Below are 18,146 nucleotides of genomic sequence, written 5' to 3'. Positions count from 1 at the left end.
AACTCCGTTGAGAGTTAGGCTAACCGTCCCTGGATAGGAGAACCTACCCATTTAGGTTAAACGAATCGCACACCGGAAACGATATTAAGTGTGGGAGTTCCTGCCCAACCCCTACTCCCCATAAGAGTAAAGATTTATTTTACTCTGCAATTTAAATGCGGATTAGCTTAACTCACATTTGTAGGGTGTGCAGTGCACACCTTACTCATAAGTGCGATCGTAATAACTCATACCATTTTAGATTTTAGACTTCGGCGTGAGCGCTCAGTCGCACAATTTTAGATTAAATTATTGGGAATAATATCATTGCCCGTTACACCGGAATGATGTTGACGGTTGACTGTTCACTGTCAACAGTCAACCGTCAACAGTCAACAGTCAACAGTGAACTAGAATTTACTATTCCGATGCTAACGGATTTGATATAACTGATTTTGTAGGGGTTGGAATCACGAGCAGACAGTTGCTTTTTTGAAACTGATATCACTGTCTCCGGGTGCTTATGGCGCGCCTTATGCCTATGTTTTTGAATCCAACACTTGCTTGAGCAGTTAATCCAAATAACCAAGTTATTGCTAATAAAATTTAAGGGTAAGGTCATGATTGCATTTGACATATAGCAATCCTTGCAGGAGTCGTAAATTTTTGATCCCACCCCAACCCTCCCCGATCCCGCTGGGAGCCCGTAAGAAATTCACAAATTATTTAGGATTGCTATATGCTGATTTCTTATCACCGGGATTAGTTTTTATTATGGGTCAATTTAGCACAGGGTTGGACACAATAGTTTCAAGTCAGATGCCATCAACTTCGACAGCATTGTTATTAAAAAATTCTGCTTCTGTTATAATGCTTTCCCTCCTTATTGCCTCATGATTAAGCAATGTAGCCGACGCAGTTCAAAGCGGGTTCCGATCGCCCTCCGAAACTAGCAAGTGTCTCAGATCACAAGGCAGATCGATCGCCCTCACTGCCCAAAAACGTAAAATTATGTAACATTAAGTAAAGAGTTATCAAAGAACTCTTGCCATATCCCTAGAAAGTTATGACAACAAAACTAAGAGCTACACACACAGAGAAAATGGAGAGAGACTTGCACCAGTTGAGGGCAGACCAAGAACTGATTCTCAATCAAGTAGACAATGCGATCGCTCTGTTCGACTCGTCTGACTGCTTAGTTTTGTTTAACAAAAAATTGGCAGGAATCTGGCAACTGTCTCCAGAATGGCTGGAAACAAAACCGAAGTGCCACTTGCTGTTTGCGGAAATTGTCGATCGGGGTTACTTGTCCCTTCAGCAGTGGCAAGAGTTTCAGCAAGCACTCGAAAAATCTCAGGATGAAAGTTTATCATTTTATTTCGAGCAATCCAATGGGGTTGGTTTGGAGGTGTGCGCCACGATTACCAACAGCGGCGGACGGCTGTTTACCTTTAGAGACGTTACGGTATACCGAAACTCCCAAGCTAGCTTGAACGCAGAAGTCAGGCGTCTGAGCTTTCTTTTAGGTTTAACCGAACGCCTGCAAAAATCTGACAGTTTGCAAGAAATAGGTCAGTTTGCCCTCACCTATTTAGTAGAGGCAATGAATGCAGCTTTCGGAGATGTCAAGGTGATTAACGGCAAGGGAAACGATCGCCAAGCGTCGGGGATTTGCAACCAAGTTTCTAGTCAATTTTTGGCTACTTACGGGGAACCCGTAGTCGCAGGAATGCAAGAATTGCTCGACAAAGGCATTCCCTACGGCATCGGTTTGCTGTGGGAAGTGGTGAAAACTGGTAAACCTGTGTTTGTCGAGGATTATGCCCAACATCCCAATGCCGTGCCGGAATTTCGGCATCCGGGAATCGGACAACTGGGCATTTTTCCGATCGCAGCTACCAACGGCACGATCATCGGAGTGCTGACGCTGGAGTCCCGCAACATCAAAAAACTGCAAGCCGCCGTCCACCAAGAAGTGCTGGAGGCTGCTTGCCGGACTCTGGGGGCGGCGATCGAGCGGGCTCAAACACAAGAGAACTTGCGCCAAGTTAATGAAGAATTAGAGTATTCTTCTCAGTTGAAATCCGAGTTTTTAGCCTCAATGTCCCACGAATTGCGGACGCCTCTCAACAGCATTCTCGGCTTTTCTGACTTGCTGCTGCGGCAAACGGCCGGACAGTTGAGCGATCGACAAATCAACTATGTAGACCTGATCGAAAAAAGCGGCCAGCACTTGTTGCAGCTAATCAACGATATTCTCGATCTTTCTAAAATTGAAGCCGGGAAAGTAGAACTAAACTTACAGCCTGTTCGCGTTCAAGAACTCGCGACAGACTGTATGAAAATGATGCAGCCGCGGGCCGACAAAAAGCGAATCGGTTTGTCTTTAGAACTCGACAACCGTATTACTAAAGTTTGGCTCGACGAACGGCGAGTGCGACAAATTGTGATTAATTTACTTTCCAATGCCATCAAATTTACCCCCGAACAGGGACAAGTTAAACTCAGCGGGCGTCTGGCCTATGGCAGCGAAATAGACGGCGACTACCGACCGGATTGTTCTCCTGTAAATGCCAGCACTCCTTATTTTTGTTTTGAGGTGAAAGACTCCGGCATCGGCATTCCTCAAGACCGCTGGCACTTGCTATTTCGACCTTTTCAACAGGTGGATTCTTCCCTGACTCGGCGCCACGAAGGTACAGGTTTGGGTTTGGCTTTGACTAAGCGATTGGCAGAATTGCACGGGGGAACTGTTTCTTTTCAATCTGTTTGCGATCGGGGAAGTATTTTCCGCGTTTGGCTGCCTTTGACGGAGATGCGTCAACAGTTGGGAAACTTTGCTTCTTGTGCTTTGGATACCAAGTTAGTTCCTGCTTCTGCGATTGCTTTACCAATTGCCAGGAAGCGGATTTTGGTTGTCGAAGACCAGCCTTTTAACCAAATGTTAATTTCTGAGGTGATGGAATTGGAGGGGTACGGGGTAGAGATACTCGCCGATGGTTCGGCTATGGCCGATCGTATTCTCGCCGCCTCTGCAGCCCCGGAGTTGCTGCCGGATTTGATTTTGATGGACATTCAGTTGCCGGATGTTGACGGCTTTGAGTTGATGCGCCGAGTTAAAGCAGATCCTGTCTGGGATTCGGTACCGATGATTGCGGTGACGGCGATGGCGATGCCCGGTGACAGTGAGCGATGTTTGGAAGCTGGCGCTTCTGCTTATTTGAGCAAGCCACTGGATTTGAATTTGGCGATCGCTACAGTCCGTTCTTTTCTCACTTAAACAGCATTTATACAAAGCTTCTCAAAGTAACTCTTAGCTGGCGCGGGATGAGAAAAGCTTGTCCATCAAAGTGCCAACAAAAATTTGCTTGAAATGATTGAGACGCGCTATATAATAGATAATGACGGGATTCAGACATCTAGAAAATAATCTCCTAATGATAGCTAAATGCACGTTATCAGTCGGAAAAAATTAAGAGACTACTGCCAAAGTCACGCTGATTCCTGCGAAGCGCTCGATGACTGGTATAAAATTGCCAGTAAAGCAGCCTGGAATAATCTTGTTGAAGTTCAAGCTGTTTATCTCAAAGCTGAAGCAGTTGGAAATTTTACCGTTTTTAATATCAAAGGAAATAAATATCGCTTAATCGCGAGTATTAACTATGAGAAGCAAATTATTTATATAAAATACGTTTTCACTCACGCCGAGTATGATAAGGAAACCTGGAAAAATGACTATTACTTTTGATCTAAAAATTTACAGTAGCTTGCTCTCTCAATATCAGCCTCGAATTATCAAAACTGAAGAGGAAAACGAGATATTTTTGGAAATTGTTGAAGAATTACTCTCACGTCCAAATCTGACTCCAGAAGAAGATGCGCTGTTGGAACTGCTGGTAAAACTGATTGAGGATTTTGAAGATCGGCACTATCAAATTAATACATCAACGCCAAAGTCAAGGCTGCTGCATTTGATGGATGCTCGGAGTCTAGAAGCAGAGGATTTAGTAGAAATTATGGGTTCGAGTGAGGCGGTAGTTGAGGTAATTAACGATCGGCTAGAAATCACTAAGAAACAAGCTGAGGCTTTGGGGAGGTTTTTTCACGTCGATCCGGGGTTGTTTTTGTTCAATTAAGCGATCGCACTCTGTAATTTCCCGGAGGGCGATCGCATCCAAGTAGATTGATTTGATGAGGGTGGGGGCGATCGCGTCTATTTACTTGAAGAGATTGTAAACTGCTGCTATCTGCTCACCAGCTACTTCTTGCGGTACATCTTGCGATTTCTTTTCATGTCCATCACGGATATACAGCTTATCTCCATACCATACTGGCTGATCACCAGCCCTTACCTCAATCATTAATACTGTGCGATCCATATATGTGATGGGAGTTACCTTTGTATTAACCGCTGTTTTTAACCATTCAGGTAATTTTGAATCACGAATTTTTCTAGTAATGAAAAGACCGTAATCATCAATGTCAGTTCCTTTAAGAGATGCTTCTCTCTCTAAACCCACGATACCAAATGAGTAAAACCGAGGGGCTACAATATTGTCTAAACTTTCAATGCGTTGAGTATCTTTTTCTTTGTCAGACACGCCGATAAATATGTACCCTTTCTGTCCTTTGCCTAAATTTGCCATTGCAGCAATATTTTGGAGAATTTTATCAAAATTTTCATCATCAAATTTTCTCTTCTTTTCGTCTAAACTATAAAGCCCTTGTTTAAAATCATAATTAGGAGCCTCAGTTTTTGAGCGTCTCAAGTAAACTTCAAAATCTACAGCATATGACCCACTACTACGAGTCGAACTATTTGATGGTTTAAAATAATTTTGCACCAAGCCTTTAGTAAGATTTAGGTTCTGAGTTCTATTTGCTGTTGTGGTAGTTGGACTCATTTTAATCTTGTCAATCAAGCCCGATACAGCCTTAAAAATTTGCTCATAGTCAAATGGCTCTTGTGAGTTTTTTATAATAAGATCGTAAAAAGTCATAAACAACGTATAAAAAGGTTCTTTTACTGGATTTCCTACTCCTGGACGACGGCTCAATATATTTCTTAAAAAGTTTTTTTCGTTATCGACTGCTGAGGCTTTAATTGCATTTTTGATATGGGATAGAACCGTTTTAATATCTAGTTTCAGATTGTCTGATCCATATCTAGCAATTCCTAGTTGGATTTCATCTAACTTATTATCTTCGCCTTTTCCATAGTAAGAGTCGAAGTTTTCTTTACTAGCTGCAAAAGGCTTTCCCAATGCTACAGAAAGTATTATGTCTGCTATTAGCTGCTCATCTTCGCTGTCCCGTAAACCAGAAACACGTAAAACCCCTTGACGACACCAAAATGTATCTTCCGCAAGCACTCCATAGCCTAGATCGATGGATTTAGCATCAATACTAATTTCGGGCATATCTGTGAGTGGCAGTTCTTCTTTGGAGACATCACCACGAATTTCAGAAGCAAGTTGTCTCACTAATCCTGAAAATTCTGTTGTCACTCCTGCTTGTCTTACTTCTTGAGCTGATAAATGTTTACCATTGGAGTTAATTCTGTTAAAGATATCTTCAATTTCTGTAATCGAATTTGCTCTATAAATTGTGACCGCTAGGGAATATTCTAAAAACTTAGCACACTCATCAGAATCCAAAAAACTTGGTGGGTTGTTTTCAGGATATGTAGGTTTAAATACACCTTACTGACATAACTGATTGGCAAAGGGATGTTTAGTTAAATCAAAATATTTTTCGTGAACTGTAAACTGATTTTCAATAAAACTGAATATTGCATTAAGTCTTTGCATTCCATCAATTATTTCATATATATCTTCTCCTTCACTACTTTTGAATTTTCCAAGTAAAATCAATGGAATTGGATAATTCAGTAATAAACTCTCTATGAGACAAGCCTTTTCCGCTTTTGTCCATACAAGCTTGCGTTGATATCTACGGTTGACGATTAACTTTTTTGTTCTATAAAGTCGGTACAACTCTAATACACTTATACCTTTTGGAGTAATGCTCATAATATCTCTGTTTTCACTATGAATATTTAACTCTAATTGCAGCCATTGAGCTAATAGTTAGACGCTAGTTCTGTTTCTCTCATACAAGTATGATATCACACACCTCATAATAGGGTTAGCTATTTTCTTATTTGTGCAAGCATTACAGCGTACTCATCAGATAAGGCACAAATTGACGCTTAGTAGAGATCACAATTTCAGCAAGAAGCTGAAAAAATTAACATTAATTTCATTTCCACGCTCAAAGCAATCGTCCAGATAGTGATCGCACCCCTCATCCCTCCTATAAAAATGAACAAGCGATCGCACTCACTCCTCAAAAGAATTATCTCCAAGCAATTCCAACAACTCATCCCAAGAACAGCCAAACGTTTCCTTAATGCGGCTAACTGCGTCTATTTCTATCTTCGCCATTGGCTGCATTGCATAACGGCGAACGGTAGTGTATGTGACACCAGAACGTCTGCTTAGTTCGTTAAGGCTCCAGTTCCGCTCTTGGCAAAGCTCTTTGACTCTAACTTTTACTCGATACATACCCATTAGCTTATGAGTATTTCAGTGTCAGAACTAGAACTTTCACACCTATGTAGTTAAGCATATATGTTGACATATATGCGCTAGCGCTATAAAATGAGTAATAAATCAAAAGCCAGCGCCTCTACCTACCAAGTGTCCGCGCTGGCTATGGCTCCCTTATGCAATGGAGATAAAACCATTATGACTTACAAAGAGTGCCTCAAGCCTTGGGCGGTTGCCCGTTTGCTTCCCAATTTGCAATGGGCGATTGTCGGGCGATACCGCAATCGATCGGACGCTGACGGACATCTTCAGTTGTGTCGCCAGCGAGTCCCCGATATCCGATTGAAAGTTGTGTTTGCTTTGCCCGATCGCACTGATTTGACACCTCATGGCCGATAACCGATCGTAGGAATCGGTTTTTTAGGCAGAACTTACGCCAGGGCCGACAAAGAAACCGGGTTTTTTACCTAATCTGCGGACTACAGCAGAGGATTTTCGTAAAAAAACCCGGTTTCTGGCCACCCGTGCGTCCAAGACTATTAGGGAAAAAGAAAACAGCCCTACGTGAGGCTGTCTTCGATCGCACTATTGTATTTGCCACTGCTGGGCCTCCGACTTTCCAACTGCCACTAATCCTGGGTTCACTGCCACAGAGGTGTAATTTATTACATTTCATGATGCGAAACGCTAAACTCAATAGTAGAGAAATTTTAGATTCAATGTAAAATCAACTTATATTAACCTAACTCAAATATTTGGGGCATCGATCGGGGACATCTCTTTTCAGGAACGAGGGGAAAGACTAAAGAATACAGCACAATCAGTTCTGGACGCTATTAGACTAAAGAAACCGGGTTTTTTACCCCGATTAAAAGTCTTCATGCAGTATTTTCGGAAAAAATCCGATTTCTAGGCGATCGTAAGTCAATCGTAGCTAAATACCTCAATCCTTCGTCCTTGCCGATCGGTGGCCAAACTTTACCTATCATATTCCATGTCAAACAAGTCGCCCTGCATCATGTTGGTTGATGACGAGCCAGCTAATCTGATTTTACTGGAAGAGTTATTGCACCTCAAAGGATACGCTACAGTATCAGTGCTATCTGGTCATGAAGCGCTCTCCCTTGCCCGCGCCTCTCGACCCGATTTAATTTTACTAGATATTATGATGCCGGAGATGGACGGTTTTGATGTGTGCGAGATCCTGCGGAAGGATACGGCATTGCAAACTGTACCGGTGATTTTTTTAACTGCCCTCAATGACGATATGTCTCGCATCAAAGGGTTAGAAATGATGGCCGATGATTATTTGACAAAGCCTTTTAACAGTCGTTTGTTGCTGGCAAAAGTTGAAAATATTTTGCAGTTGAGTCAAATGCGATCGCAAGCTGTATCTTCCCAATTCAACCAGCAGGTAAAAGAGCAAAGCAAACGCCAAATCGCCGCCGCTTGGGAAGCCAACGAATATCTGTCAGAAAAATTTCAGCTATTTGTGCCAGAGCAAATTCTGGAGCGAATTGCGCCGCAAGGAATAGAATCTATTCAGTTGGGCAATGCCACAGAAGAAGAGCTGACTGTTTTATTTTGCGACATTCGCGGGTTTACTGCGATCGCCGAATCTCAACAAGTTCGCGAGACTTTTGAATGGTTGAACGCTTTTTTTACTAAAATGAACGAGTGCATAACGTCTCACGGCGGGTTTATTGACAAATACCTAGGCGATGCAATCATGGCAGTATTTGACCAGCCAAATTCTCACGCCATGAATGCGATCGAAGCCGCAGTAGCAATGCAAGAAACTTTGCAAGAATTTAATGCCAGTCGCCACAAATACAATTTAGAATCTCCCGTCAATATTGGTACGGGAATTAACACAGGTATCGGCATGATCGGCACTTTAGGTTCCGATCGCCGCATGGACTCTACAGTCATCGGCGATGTGGTAAATACAGCTTCTCGGTTAGAAAATTTAACTAAAATATACGGCTGCCAAATTATTGTTAGCGAAAATGCCATTGTTCATGCGAGAGAATTTCTAAATGGCATAAGTCTCAACTCAAACTCAAAAGAAAGTCTATTATTAAAGTGCGACTTAGAAGTGGAAACACAGGAGAGTATTATTTCTACTTCTGGGGCGACTGCTGCTGACAGCCATTTGCCCCGCAACAATTATTACTATCGCTGGATCGATCGAGTAACCCCGCGCGGCAAGCAGGAAGCTATTGAAATCTACGAAATCTGGAGTGCCTCCTGTCCCGACTCTGAGGCAAAGCAGCTTACCCAGGGTTTATTTGACAAAGGAATTCAAGGATGGCAATCCGAAAGATTTGTCGCCGCCTTGGGATATTTTCAGCAACTAATCGAACAAAACCCTGCTGATACAGTCGTAAGTTTTTATATCAACCGCTGCCAGGAAAAACTAGGTTTTATACCTGTAAGTAACCGCTCAGAAATCAACTAAATAGAACCAGTTCGTACTGAGGATTTCAGTCCTCTTTATTACCGCAAATACCAGCTAAGGAATGAGAATTAAATAACTTACAATGCGTGATGGTTCTTGTGGGATGGGCGTCCCGCCCGTCCAGAAAGGGCGGGCTCTTAGCCCCAACCCCTACTCCCCACTTTCAAGAGTGTAAATTATTTAATTCGCGATCCTAAGCTAAAATAATCCCGTTCCTGGTGAGGACTGAAGTCATCTTTCTTAGCGCAAATAAGGACTAAAGTCCTGGCTACGAACCTATACCAATTATGAAAAGTAGGCTAGCATCTGTAGGGACACGGCATTGCCGTGTCCGGCGCAGGGAGTAGGACACAACATTGCGGTTTAGTATCAACTTAACGTACAACTAATAGTCCGGCAGGGGTTTCAACCCCCGCCTCAAAGCTAAAGTCCTCTTGCATAGGACTAATGAGTTCTTCAGTCCTCTTTGAGAGGACTTTAGCTATTAGACAGGGAATTCATTCCCTGGCGGACTGGGCGGACTGACAGCTTAAGTTGACGCCAATGGGCAATGCCGTTTCCCTACTTATCTACGAACAAATCAAAGCACTCTAATTTTAGACCCTTAAACAGTCGTCAAAACTTGCTCTCTCAACTTCCCGATCAACTCATTCACCCCCCCCGCATTCAAACGGTAACTCAGAGGATGACCGATCAAATAAGCTGAACTTTCAAACAAAACATCAATTTCCACCAAACCATTTTCCTGCAAAGTTTTGCCAGTCGCAACCAAATCCACAATTGCCTCCGACATACCCGTAATCGGCCCTAACTCCACAGAACCGTAAAGCGGCACAATTTCCACCGGCAAATTCAAATTGTGAAAATATTCCCTTGCACAGTGTACGAACTTAGAAGCAACTCTACCGTGAGGAGGTAAATCCACAGTTCGTCGATAAGAACTAGATTCCTTCACCGCCACCGACAGCCGACACTTGCCAAATTTTAAATCAATTAAATTTGCAACTTTCGGCTTTTTTTCCCGCAAAACATCATAGCCAGCAATCCCCAAATCCGCTTGACCGTATTCCACATAAACCGGCACGTCGTGCGTCCTTACTAGCAAAGCTTTGGCAGTGCCGGTCGGGTCATAAATTTGAAGTTGTCGGTTAGAGGAATCGAGAAAAGCACTGAAGTCTAATCCAACCGATTTAAACAGCCGAATGCTATCTCCTAACAATCCGCCTTTGGGAAGTGCAACAGTAATCATGTCAATTTTTAGAGTGTAAATTTCTAAATTTTAGAAGGGGGCGATCGCGGCCTAAGCAGAAACAGCTTTTACCAAACTCAGAATAACACATAGAGTTCATAGCGAAAAATAAATTTCGGGTCTTGCTAGATCATTTCTTTGGGTATATATTATATTTAGTAAGTTTTTATTTCGTCACGTTTTTCAAGGGCGGTCGGTATGGAAAACAATCAAGAATTTGACGGAAATTTTCACAGTGTAGACCCGGATTCCCTGAAAAAAATTACAGTAGATGAAATCCTCTCAGGCGGTGGTGTAGAGAGGGAGGAAATGGACTATACAGTAGCTGTACCTAGCGCTAACCAGGCTAGGGTTCCCAGGGACAGAGGCTTCTCATCTCATGTGGAATCAAGCGTGTTCGATCGCGCCCCCCGATCGAAGTTTGCAGAAAAACGCGGAACCCTGGGAGGCTGTTAATGTAAAATGCTTGCAGAGGCTGGTGCAGACAACGCGGCGATCCTCTTCGTTGGCGTAGCCCCCGTAGGGGCGGGCTTCGCTAACGCGCGATAGCCATTGTGTGTCACGCTTTTGTGTATTCAACTCTAAAACTTAAACTTTAACGGGCGATCGCCAATAGCTGACAGCTAAACTATGACCGAATTAACACTTGTTATTGGCAACAAAAATTATTCCTCTTGGTCGCTGCGTCCTTGGCTGGCGATGAAACAAGCTGGACTAGAATTTGCCGAGGTGAGAATCCCCTTATACTGCCCGACAGCCCATGAGGAAATTCGGCGCTATTCTCCATCGGGAAAAGTACCAGTTTTAATCGACGGCGACCTGAAAGTGTGGGAATCTTTAGCAATTTGCGAATACGTTGCAGAACGCTTTGCTAATGATTTGTGGCCGGCAGATGTAGCGGAACGGGCGATCGCCCGTTCCATCTGTGCCGAAATGCACGCGGGGTTCTCAAATTTGCGCGAAAATATGCCAATGGACTGCCGCAACCGCTATCCGGGAGAAGGGAGGACTCCCGGTGTAGAAGCAGAGATCGATCGCATCTTTGCCATTTGGCGCGAATGCCGCCAAAAATTCGGCACAGGCGGCGATATGCTGTTCGGAAAATTCACAGTTGTTGACGCTATGTTTGCCCCAGTTGTGATGCGTTTTGTCACCTATGAAGTCAAATTAGATTCATCAGCAAGAGCTTATGCGGATGCGATTTTGGCACTGCCTGCCATCCAGGAATGGGTAGCAGCAGCTTGCAGCGAAACGGAAAGTATTCCACATATTAAAATTTAGCAAAAATCAGTTTACTTAACTTAAAATCTCAAATTTTAAGTCTCAAATATGAAATCAGGATGCGGATTCTTTTAGTTGATGATGAAGTTGAGTTGACTGACCCTTTGAGTCGAGTTTTAACCCGCGAAGGTTATACAGTTGATGTGGCATTTGACGGAGCAAGTGGCAGCAATTTAGCCATGCAGGGTAATTACGATTTGCTAATTTTGGATTGGATGCTGCCGAGACAAACCGGACTCGCAATTTGCCAGAAGTTGCGATCGCAAGGACGGAATACGCCCGTGCTATTTCTCACCGCCAAAGATACCGTAGACGATCGCGTACAAGGACTCGACGCCGGTGCAGACGACTATTTAGTCAAACCTTTTGAACTGCGAGAACTGCTAGCCAGAGTCCGCGCATTACTGCGGCGGCCTCCTACTTTTGATGCCGAGGTTGCTGTCGGGCGGCTGCAAGTTGCAGATTTACAGCTAGACTACGACAATCAATTAGCTTATCGGGGCGATCGTACAATTGACTTATCAGAAAAAGAATGCCAGTTATTAGAATACTTAATGCGCCATACCGGTCAATTGCTAACACACGAACAAATCCACCAGTATTTGTGGAGTGAAGCAGAAAAACCCAGCAGCAATGTATTAGCCGCTCAAATTCGCCTGCTGCGCCGCAAAATAGAAGCCCCAGGCGAATCGGTGCTAATTCACACAGTTTACGGCAGAGGCTATCGCTTTGGAGAAGCAAATTAGAAATAATAGACATCGTACAAAAATCCTTTTCACTTCTTCCCTCTTCCTTCTTCCCTCTTCCTTCTTCCGACGGACATCCGTTACATCCGTTACATCCGTTACATCCGTTACATAATCCGTTGCCGAACTTCCATATTCCTTCTATCCTTTACATCCGTTACATCCGTTACATAATCCGTTGCCGAACTTCCTTTTTCCTTCTGCTATATTATCTATTATCGGGAAAGTGTGCACCCTAAACCAGCCTTTACGTATCTTGACAAACCAAAGTAATTACTGTCACCTCCGGGGGACAAAATAGCCTCCCTGGCGCATAAGTCCCCAAACCGCGATTCACGTACAGCAAATTACTCCCAACCTGATGCAAACCGCTAGCCCATTCCCAGTGAGTAACTACTCGATCCCAAGCCGACAGAAAAGGAATGAACTTTCGGATTCGTTTAGGAATAAAATAGCCAATTTTTCTGACCCAACCGTACAAAGGGCCGATACCGGGAATAACGATTTGACCGCCGTGAGTGTGTCCAGACAACTGCAAATCAATTCGCCAATTTTGCAGCTTTTCAGCAGTATCAGGATTGTGAGACAATACAATCCGAGGAATCGCGGGATTTATTGATGCCATTACAGGTTTAGGCGCAAAATCGCCCGACCAAAAATCAGCCAGCCCAACTAAAGCCAATTCAGACCCCAAAGGATAGATTGCTTCGTTGTACAAAACCCGAATTCCGACGCTATTTAAAGCATTAGCAACCTCTGTTTTTGCCCCTGGCCAATAGTGGTCGTGATTGCCCAAAACCGCGTAAATTCCCACTCGACTTTGCAAGTTTTTCAATCGCTGCACTAAGCCGTAAATAGGTGCGGGATCGTAGCTAATAAAGTCACCAGTTAAAAAAATCATGTCGGGTTCAGCTTCGTTGGCCGCAGCAATCGCCTCTGCTAGCAACCATTCCGACAGCCGCACCCCGTCATAGTGAAAGTCCGTAAGCTGTACAATTTTAGTACCGGATAGATTTGCTGGAAGATTAGCGATCGGTATTGTTAAATGCTCTACTCGCAGTTTCCCAGTTAATAACCTGTGCATAAATCTAAGGTTTATTGATGACAGAGCGCCACCTCTAGCTTAGCAAATAAACCAGCAAGACTGCCAAACTAGATATTCTTCCCTTTTCCTTATATCCTCTGACTAATTACTACAGTCCGGGACGCAAAAATTCGGATTTCCTCACCAGAATTGAAACAGAAATGCCCAATCTTCAGTTATGCTTCCTTGCAAAAATGTTTGGGTCTTACGCGCCCAACTAATACAGCATTTTTATCATATTATGACTTGCATGACAAGCGGTTTAAAACGCGCTCAATCCTCTTCAGAGTGGCATTCCCCGCCCCGCATCTATATGCTTTTGGCAATTGTCAAAGCTGAGAATTGCACCGCATCCCCATCGCATCGGCATACCACACGGGGATTGCCCCTACCAAACACTATCTTATGACTAATGATTTATTACTGAGTAGGTGGAAATAAACATGGCGTGGGTGAGGCAGGGTGTTGCATTAATAATCAACTGTGGCTAGTATATATTATTGCGTTACCCGCCCCTAAGATATTTTATTTTTTTCTCCCGTCTGCCTACTTGTTAACTAATAACTTTTGACGAAAGCCGCTTCTTCTCAATATACTGCTGGTGGTAATCCTCTGCCATATAAAATTCACCAGCAGGTTTGATTTCGGTGGCAATATCTTTGTCGTATTTACCGGAAATTTGCAATTTTTGTTTGGAGATGCGCGCGGCTTTTTCTTGTTCGGAATTGTGATAAAAAATCACCGACCTGTACTGTTCGCCTCTGTCGGGGCCTTGGCGATTGATTTGGGTAGGATCGTGACAGTTCCAGAATACATCTAGCAGTGCTTCGTAACTCACCTGTGATCGATCGTACTCTATCAGCACTGATTCAGCGTGACCGGTGACTCTGGCGCAAACATCCAGGTAGCACGGATTCGGCCAGTGGCCTCCTGTGTAGCCCGCAGCAGTCGAGACGACACCCGCAACGGCGCGAAACTTGTGTTCAACTCCCCAAAAACAACCGGCGGCAAATGTGGCTTTTTCCATCGTGTTACTCATCGTATTGGGTTGAAACTTGGCAATAAATTATGCTTGACATATTCCCATTAGTGTGCATTCCCAAACTAATCGCGGCTGTACGTAGTTTAGCAAATATTGCCGCGCTTTTTCCAAGGGCTCTAAGGGCGATCGACTAATTCCCCCTGCCAAAAATTGCTGCCAGTAACAGTGCTGTAAATAATCGATTAACCACAACTGAGATTCAGTATCTAAAGTTTTATCAATTTCCTTGGCCAATTCCAAAGCAGAGCGCAGATTTTGAGGCAACTGCTTCACTTTTTGCAGCAAATCATCGGGTATTGATTGCAGTTGCTGCCAAATAGCAATCGCCTCCCCAGGACTGCCCTGAGCCATCCCCAGTACCTCGGAATGATTCAAAATTTGCGCGAATCCGGCTTGCTGCAAAACTTGTGCCATTGCTTCGGGATTCAGCCGAGAAAACTGGATTTTTTGACAACGAGAAATTAAAGTTGGTAGCAAAAGTTCCACAGTCGGAGCAATTAAAACGAGGGCTGCCTTTCCCGGTTCTTCCAAAGTCTTCAACAAGCCGTTAGCGGCTCCCTCACCCATTGTTTCTGCTTGTTCCAACACTACGACTGAACGCGCAGCTTCTAGCGGCGGTCTGCTGAGAAAATCACCGATTTCTCGAACTTGTTCTAAGCGAATTTGTGGTGGTGCTTTCCGCTTTAAACCGGCTTCCTCTGCTTCCTTTGGCGTAAGCCGTTTGCCTTGGTTCATGTAAGTTGGTTCTACCCAGAGTAAGTCTGGATGATTTCGCTGCCTCACGCGATTTTGCACGGAGGCTATTAGTCGGGTTTCGGGAATATTGGCTGAGAATAAAAGCTCGATGAAACACTGAGCCGCTAAACTTTTGCCGATGCCGTTAGAGCCGACAAATAAATAACCAGGAGCAATTCGGTTTCGCTCGACTGCTTGAGTTAGCAATTCTACTGCTCGCTCTTGTCCGATTAATGATGTAAAATAATCCATGTTTGCTCAGGAAGAAGGAAGTTCGGCAACGAACAGGCAAGATGCCTGTTCCACAAAGAGTGAATTTTCTTGTGGAACAGGCAAGATGCCTGTTCCTAAACAAGTAATTGAGAATGTTACAATATCTCAGATGTAACGGATGTCAGGATGAAGGAAGAAGGAAGAAAATCTAGGGTTTCAGCAATTAATAACATATTAAGCGTCGGGGGTGGTTGCTATAATAATACCAAAAGGTTATTGTGGTTTAATAGACTGCTAAATAATTGTTTTGAGTTAAGAAGTTAAATTGTAAGTTGCCGGAGCCGGACACGGCAATGCCCAAGGCGTGTCAACTTAAGCTTTTAGTCCACCAGTCCTCCCGCCCACCCGTCAGTCCGCCAGGGAATGAATTCCCTGTCTAATAGCGAAAGTCCTCTAAAAGAGGACTAATGAGTTCTTCAGTCCTCTTTTAGAGGACTTTCGCTTTGAGGCAGGGGTTTAAACCCCTGCCGGACTATCGGTTTGACGTTAAGTTGACACGCCTTGGGATCTTGGAGTGTCCCTATAGATTGTGTTACCCTATTTTTCAGAATTGGTATTATTTAAATATCCCCAAGCTTCTAAGCTGCGAGTTACAATAGCTTGAATTTCCTGAGCGACTTCATATTCAGGCCGATCGGCATTTATGCGAACAATTCGAGATTTATTGGCCTCGGCTAAGTCCGCAAAACCTTGCTGCACAAGGCGGTGAAACTTCAAATCCGCTTGCTCGATCCGATCGCACCCTCCCCGAGCCCTTACCCTCGCCAAACCCTCCTCCACATTAATATCCAGCCACAAAGTCAGATCGCTTTCCAAGCCGCCGGTGGCAATTTCATTCAACTGCTTAATTAAATTTAAATTAAGACCGCGGCCGTAGCCCTGATAAGCAATCGTAGAGTCAGTAAAGCGATCGCATAAAACAATCGTTCCCTTAGATAACTCGGGTTTAAGAAAAGTTTCGACGTGCTGAGCGCGATCGGCAGCATACATGAGTAATTCTGCTCGATCGGATACAGATTCGCCCCCATCTTGTTTCAGCAGCAAATGTCGCAGTCCCCTTCCCAGGTCAGTACCCCCCGGTTCGCGAGTAGCCACCAACGGGACTGTGAGAAAGCAACTTGCTTGCAGGAACTGTATCAGGCGCTGCATTTGCGTAGTTTTACCGGCACCTTCAACCCCCTCAAACACGATAAGTTTACCCTTCATTGCCCTAACTTCCCATTTGAATAAAATAAATCCATATTGTTCTGTAGATCGGTTCTAGGTTCGGTATGATAATAAAGTCTAAATGCCTCACGGCTGGAGTTTTCTATGGCTCGCTATACTGGTTTTTTTATCGTTGCCGTTCCGATCGACCGTCTGCGTCAATCCCTGATTGAAATTTTAGAGTCATGCAATCTTGATATTATCTACAATACAGGAGATTCCGTCATGGCTCGCGAACTTCCCGGTCAAGTTTCGATCGCCAAACTTGTCACCGCAGAAGTCCTAATTGAGAAAAACACGGCCAGCGACTCAGAGGTTCGCATGAACTTCGTGATTAAAAACGAAGAACTGCCCCTGCAAACCAACAACCACTGCCGTCAAATGTTCGAGCTAGTGAGTCGTTCCGTTATGAACAACAATAATTGGCGACTCTTGGAAAGTATGGCACTGTAGCCATTAGTCAGTCGATTTTACATTTTAGATTTTAGAGTGACTCCACAGATAAATCTGGGGCCTCGAACTAACGTCGAAACTTCTTTGGTTTCGACTCCTGGTGTGGGGGGCTTGTATCCGTCTTGGGATGAGGTCATTAGTCATTACTTTCTAGCTAATGACCAATGACCTCGTACTTTTATTGGTCATCCCTAAATTTAAGCTCGAAATCCCCGGCGCAAAAACAAAGAATTTGTAACCACGCTAACAGAACTAAAGGCCATAAATGCTCCGGCCGCCGCAGGACTGAGTAGAATTCCGGTTGCAGGCAGCAAGATACCCGCAGCCACCGGAATTCCCAGAGTATTGTAACCAAAAGCCCAAAATAAATTTTGGCGAATCTTATTAAAAGTAGCGCGCCCCAGCTCGATCGACTCAACAACATCCATCAAAGCATTTCGCATCAGCACAATTTGAGCAGTCTCAACTGCCACATCAGTACCACAGTGTAAACCGATACCGACATCAGCTTGAGCCAAAGCCGGCGCATCATTGATACCATCTCCCACCACAGCCACTTTACAGCCTTGGGCTTGCAAAGTCGCGATCGCCCTCGCCTTCCCCTCCGGCCGCACCCCGGCCAAAACATCAGCCGCCGTCAAATCTAGCTGCTGCGCCGTCGCCGCCGCCGCCGACGGCGTATCCCCCGTCAGCATCATCACCCGCAATCCCATGCCCCGCAAACGTTCCACCGCAGCCTTAGCATCCGGCCTCAGAGTATCTTTTAGCCCGATTACCCCCAGCAAAACGCCCTCAGAAGCCACGTAAACCGCCGTTTTGCCTTGCAAAGACTCCGACAATTCCGTCGCCACAGCGACCCCCTGCTCCTTCATCCACTCAGCATTCCCCGCGAACACCCGTCGGCCCTCCACCAAAGCCGAAACCCCCAAGCCCGGTTCGGTGCAGAAATCCTCAGCAGCTAGCAGCGGCAAACCTTGCTGTTGAGCTTCCAGCAAAATCGCTGCGGCGATGGGATGACAAGCGCCCCTTTCCACCGCCGCCGCAATTTGCAGCAGTTTTGAGTCAACCCGGCCAGCAACTCCATCA

At 44.6% G+C, this 18,146-nt stretch carries 19 protein-coding genes; 10 read left to right on the top strand and 9 right to left on the bottom strand.

Annotated features, from left to right (window positions below):
- Positions 1-1,045: 1,045 nt before the first annotated feature.
- The 3 genes from QT990_RS13125 to QT990_RS13115 all read left to right on the top strand — a co-directional run bounded on the left by QT990_RS13125 (position 1,046) and on the right by QT990_RS13115 (position 4,115).
- Positions 1,046-3,259 (top strand): ATP-binding protein, encoded by a 2,214-nt coding sequence (locus QT990_RS13125; protein WP_333146860.1) that lies wholly within the window; start codon positions 1,046-1,048, stop codon positions 3,257-3,259.
- A 168-nt stretch (positions 3,260-3,427) separates the two neighbouring features.
- Positions 3,428-3,727 carry a type II toxin-antitoxin system HigB family toxin gene (locus tag QT990_RS13120; protein WP_333146857.1) on the top strand — a complete coding sequence of 100 codons (300 nt, stop codon included), beginning with the start codon at positions 3,428-3,430 and terminating at the stop codon, positions 3,725-3,727.
- Positions 3,711-4,115 carry a transcriptional regulator gene (locus tag QT990_RS13115; RefSeq protein WP_333146855.1) on the top strand — a complete coding sequence of 135 codons (405 nt, stop codon included), beginning with the start codon at positions 3,711-3,713 and terminating at the stop codon, positions 4,113-4,115. Before QT990_RS13120 ends, QT990_RS13115 begins: the two co-directional genes overlap by 17 nt.
- A gap of 81 nt (positions 4,116-4,196) precedes the next feature.
- Here QT990_RS13115 and QT990_RS13110 read toward each other — a convergent pair whose 3' ends face one another.
- From QT990_RS13110 to QT990_RS13100, 3 genes are all read right to left on the bottom strand, one after another.
- On the bottom strand, positions 4,197-5,636 hold the full coding sequence (locus QT990_RS13110; protein ID WP_333146853.1) for an ATP-binding protein: 1,440 nt from the start codon (positions 5,634-5,636) through the stop codon (positions 4,197-4,199).
- A 45-nt stretch (positions 5,637-5,681) separates the two neighbouring features.
- Complete coding sequence (locus QT990_RS13105) at positions 5,682-6,011, bottom strand: DUF262 domain-containing protein (RefSeq protein ID WP_333146851.1); 330 nt, start codon at positions 6,009-6,011, stop codon at positions 5,682-5,684.
- Positions 6,012-6,320: 309 nt separating this feature from the next.
- Positions 6,321-6,545 (bottom strand): helix-turn-helix transcriptional regulator, encoded by a 225-nt coding sequence (locus tag QT990_RS13100; RefSeq protein ID WP_333309378.1) that lies wholly within the window; start codon positions 6,543-6,545, stop codon positions 6,321-6,323.
- 96 nt (positions 6,546-6,641) lie between these two features.
- On the opposite strand from QT990_RS13100, the gene QT990_RS13095 reads away from it, so the two are divergent.
- Positions 6,642-6,929 (top strand): hypothetical protein, encoded by a 288-nt coding sequence (locus QT990_RS13095; protein ID WP_333309380.1) that lies wholly within the window; start codon positions 6,642-6,644, stop codon positions 6,927-6,929.
- A gap of 595 nt (positions 6,930-7,524) precedes the next feature.
- A complete protein-coding gene (locus QT990_RS13090) occupies positions 7,525-8,991 on the top strand; it encodes a response regulator (RefSeq protein WP_333146847.1) in 1,467 nt (488 codons plus the stop codon).
- A 604-nt stretch (positions 8,992-9,595) separates the two neighbouring features.
- Here the strand turns inward: QT990_RS13090 and hisG are convergent.
- Positions 9,596-10,240: an ATP phosphoribosyltransferase gene (gene hisG, locus QT990_RS13085; protein ID WP_333309384.1), complete on the bottom strand. Its 645-nt coding sequence runs from the start codon at positions 10,238-10,240 to the stop codon at positions 9,596-9,598.
- A gap of 198 nt (positions 10,241-10,438) precedes the next feature.
- On the opposite strand from hisG, the gene QT990_RS13080 reads away from it, so the two are divergent.
- The 3 genes from QT990_RS13080 (at position 10,439) to rppA (ending at position 12,267) form a co-directional block, all read left to right on the top strand.
- Positions 10,439-10,696: a hypothetical protein gene (locus QT990_RS13080; protein WP_333146844.1), complete on the top strand. Its 258-nt coding sequence runs from the start codon at positions 10,439-10,441 to the stop codon at positions 10,694-10,696.
- A gap of 174 nt (positions 10,697-10,870) precedes the next feature.
- Positions 10,871-11,521 carry a glutathione S-transferase family protein gene (locus tag QT990_RS13075; protein ID WP_333465312.1) on the top strand — a complete coding sequence of 217 codons (651 nt, stop codon included), beginning with the start codon at positions 10,871-10,873 and terminating at the stop codon, positions 11,519-11,521.
- A 59-nt stretch (positions 11,522-11,580) separates the two neighbouring features.
- On the top strand, positions 11,581-12,267 hold the full coding sequence (gene rppA, locus QT990_RS13070) for a two-component system response regulator RppA (RefSeq protein WP_333465311.1): 687 nt from the start codon (positions 11,581-11,583) through the stop codon (positions 12,265-12,267).
- A gap of 247 nt (positions 12,268-12,514) precedes the next feature.
- On the opposite strand, the gene QT990_RS13065 is transcribed toward rppA, so the two are convergent.
- The 3 genes from QT990_RS13065 to QT990_RS13055 all read right to left on the bottom strand — a co-directional run bounded on the left by QT990_RS13065 (position 12,515) and on the right by QT990_RS13055 (position 15,380).
- Positions 12,515-13,351 (bottom strand): metallophosphoesterase, encoded by an 837-nt coding sequence (locus QT990_RS13065; RefSeq protein ID WP_333465310.1) that lies wholly within the window; start codon positions 13,349-13,351, stop codon positions 12,515-12,517.
- A gap of 553 nt (positions 13,352-13,904) precedes the next feature.
- A complete protein-coding gene (gene msrA, locus QT990_RS13060; RefSeq protein ID WP_333146862.1) occupies positions 13,905-14,378 on the bottom strand; it encodes a peptide-methionine (S)-S-oxide reductase MsrA in 474 nt (157 codons plus the stop codon).
- Between the two features lie 39 nt (positions 14,379-14,417).
- The gene (locus tag QT990_RS13055) at positions 14,418-15,380 is read right to left on the bottom strand and encodes a DNA polymerase III subunit delta' (RefSeq protein ID WP_333309391.1); all 963 of its coding nucleotides are present in this window, start codon (positions 15,378-15,380) and stop codon (positions 14,418-14,420) included.
- On the opposite strand from QT990_RS13055, the gene QT990_RS13050 reads away from it, so the two are divergent.
- Positions 15,379-15,516 (top strand): hypothetical protein, encoded by a 138-nt coding sequence (locus tag QT990_RS13050; RefSeq protein ID WP_333146833.1) that lies wholly within the window; start codon positions 15,379-15,381, stop codon positions 15,514-15,516. The genes QT990_RS13055 and QT990_RS13050 overlap by 2 nt on opposite strands.
- Positions 15,517-15,938: 422 nt before the next feature.
- Here the strand turns inward: QT990_RS13050 and tmk are convergent, their stop codons facing one another.
- The gene (gene tmk / locus QT990_RS13045) at positions 15,939-16,607 is read right to left on the bottom strand and encodes a dTMP kinase (protein WP_333309393.1); all 669 of its coding nucleotides are present in this window, start codon (positions 16,605-16,607) and stop codon (positions 15,939-15,941) included.
- A 105-nt stretch (positions 16,608-16,712) separates the two neighbouring features.
- Between tmk and QT990_RS13040 the strand changes: the two genes are divergently transcribed.
- Complete coding sequence (locus tag QT990_RS13040) at positions 16,713-17,060, top strand: hypothetical protein (RefSeq protein WP_333146829.1); 348 nt, start codon at positions 16,713-16,715, stop codon at positions 17,058-17,060.
- Positions 17,061-17,257: 197 nt separating this feature from the next.
- Here QT990_RS13040 and QT990_RS13035 read toward each other — a convergent pair.
- On the bottom strand, positions 17,258-18,146 hold an 889-nt coding region (locus QT990_RS13035), incomplete at its 5' end, for an HAD-IC family P-type ATPase (RefSeq protein WP_333465309.1).

This window comes from Microcoleus sp. T3_B1 (assembly GCF_036700445.1).
Classification (GTDB): Bacteria; Cyanobacteriota; Cyanobacteriia; order Cyanobacteriales; family Microcoleaceae; genus Microcoleus.
This window is presented reverse-complemented; position numbering and strand designations above follow the sequence as displayed.

Coding starts and splice junctions, on each gene's coding strand:
- QT990_RS13125 (WP_333146860.1), top strand. CDS start 1,046: ATGACAACAAAACTAAGAGCTACACACACAGAGAAAATGGAGAGAGAC.
- QT990_RS13120 (WP_333146857.1), top strand. CDS start 3,428: ATGCACGTTATCAGTCGGAAAAAATTAAGAGACTACTGCCAAAGTCAC.
- QT990_RS13115 (WP_333146855.1), top strand. CDS start 3,711: ATGACTATTACTTTTGATCTAAAAATTTACAGTAGCTTGCTCTCTCAA.
- QT990_RS13105 (WP_333146851.1), bottom strand. CDS start 6,011: ATGAGCATTACTCCAAAAGGTATAAGTGTATTAGAGTTGTACCGACTT.
- QT990_RS13100 (WP_333309378.1), bottom strand. CDS start 6,545: ATGTATCGAGTAAAAGTTAGAGTCAAAGAGCTTTGCCAAGAGCGGAAC.
- QT990_RS13095 (WP_333309380.1), top strand. CDS start 6,642: ATGAGTAATAAATCAAAAGCCAGCGCCTCTACCTACCAAGTGTCCGCG.
- QT990_RS13090 (WP_333146847.1), top strand. CDS start 7,525: ATGTCAAACAAGTCGCCCTGCATCATGTTGGTTGATGACGAGCCAGCT.
- hisG (WP_333309384.1), bottom strand. CDS start 10,240: ATGATTACTGTTGCACTTCCCAAAGGCGGATTGTTAGGAGATAGCATT.
- QT990_RS13080 (WP_333146844.1), top strand. CDS start 10,439: ATGGAAAACAATCAAGAATTTGACGGAAATTTTCACAGTGTAGACCCG.
- QT990_RS13075 (WP_333465312.1), top strand. CDS start 10,871: ATGACCGAATTAACACTTGTTATTGGCAACAAAAATTATTCCTCTTGG.
- rppA (WP_333465311.1), top strand. CDS start 11,581: ATGCGGATTCTTTTAGTTGATGATGAAGTTGAGTTGACTGACCCTTTG.
- QT990_RS13065 (WP_333465310.1), bottom strand. CDS start 13,351: ATGCACAGGTTATTAACTGGGAAACTGCGAGTAGAGCATTTAACAATA.
- msrA (WP_333146862.1), bottom strand. CDS start 14,378: ATGGAAAAAGCCACATTTGCCGCCGGTTGTTTTTGGGGAGTTGAACAC.
- QT990_RS13050 (WP_333146833.1), top strand. CDS start 15,379: ATGTTTGCTCAGGAAGAAGGAAGTTCGGCAACGAACAGGCAAGATGCC.
- QT990_RS13055 (WP_333309391.1), bottom strand. CDS start 15,380: ATGGATTATTTTACATCATTAATCGGACAAGAGCGAGCAGTAGAATTG.
- tmk (WP_333309393.1), bottom strand. CDS start 16,607: ATGAAGGGTAAACTTATCGTGTTTGAGGGGGTTGAAGGTGCCGGTAAA.
- QT990_RS13040 (WP_333146829.1), top strand. CDS start 16,713: ATGGCTCGCTATACTGGTTTTTTTATCGTTGCCGTTCCGATCGACCGT.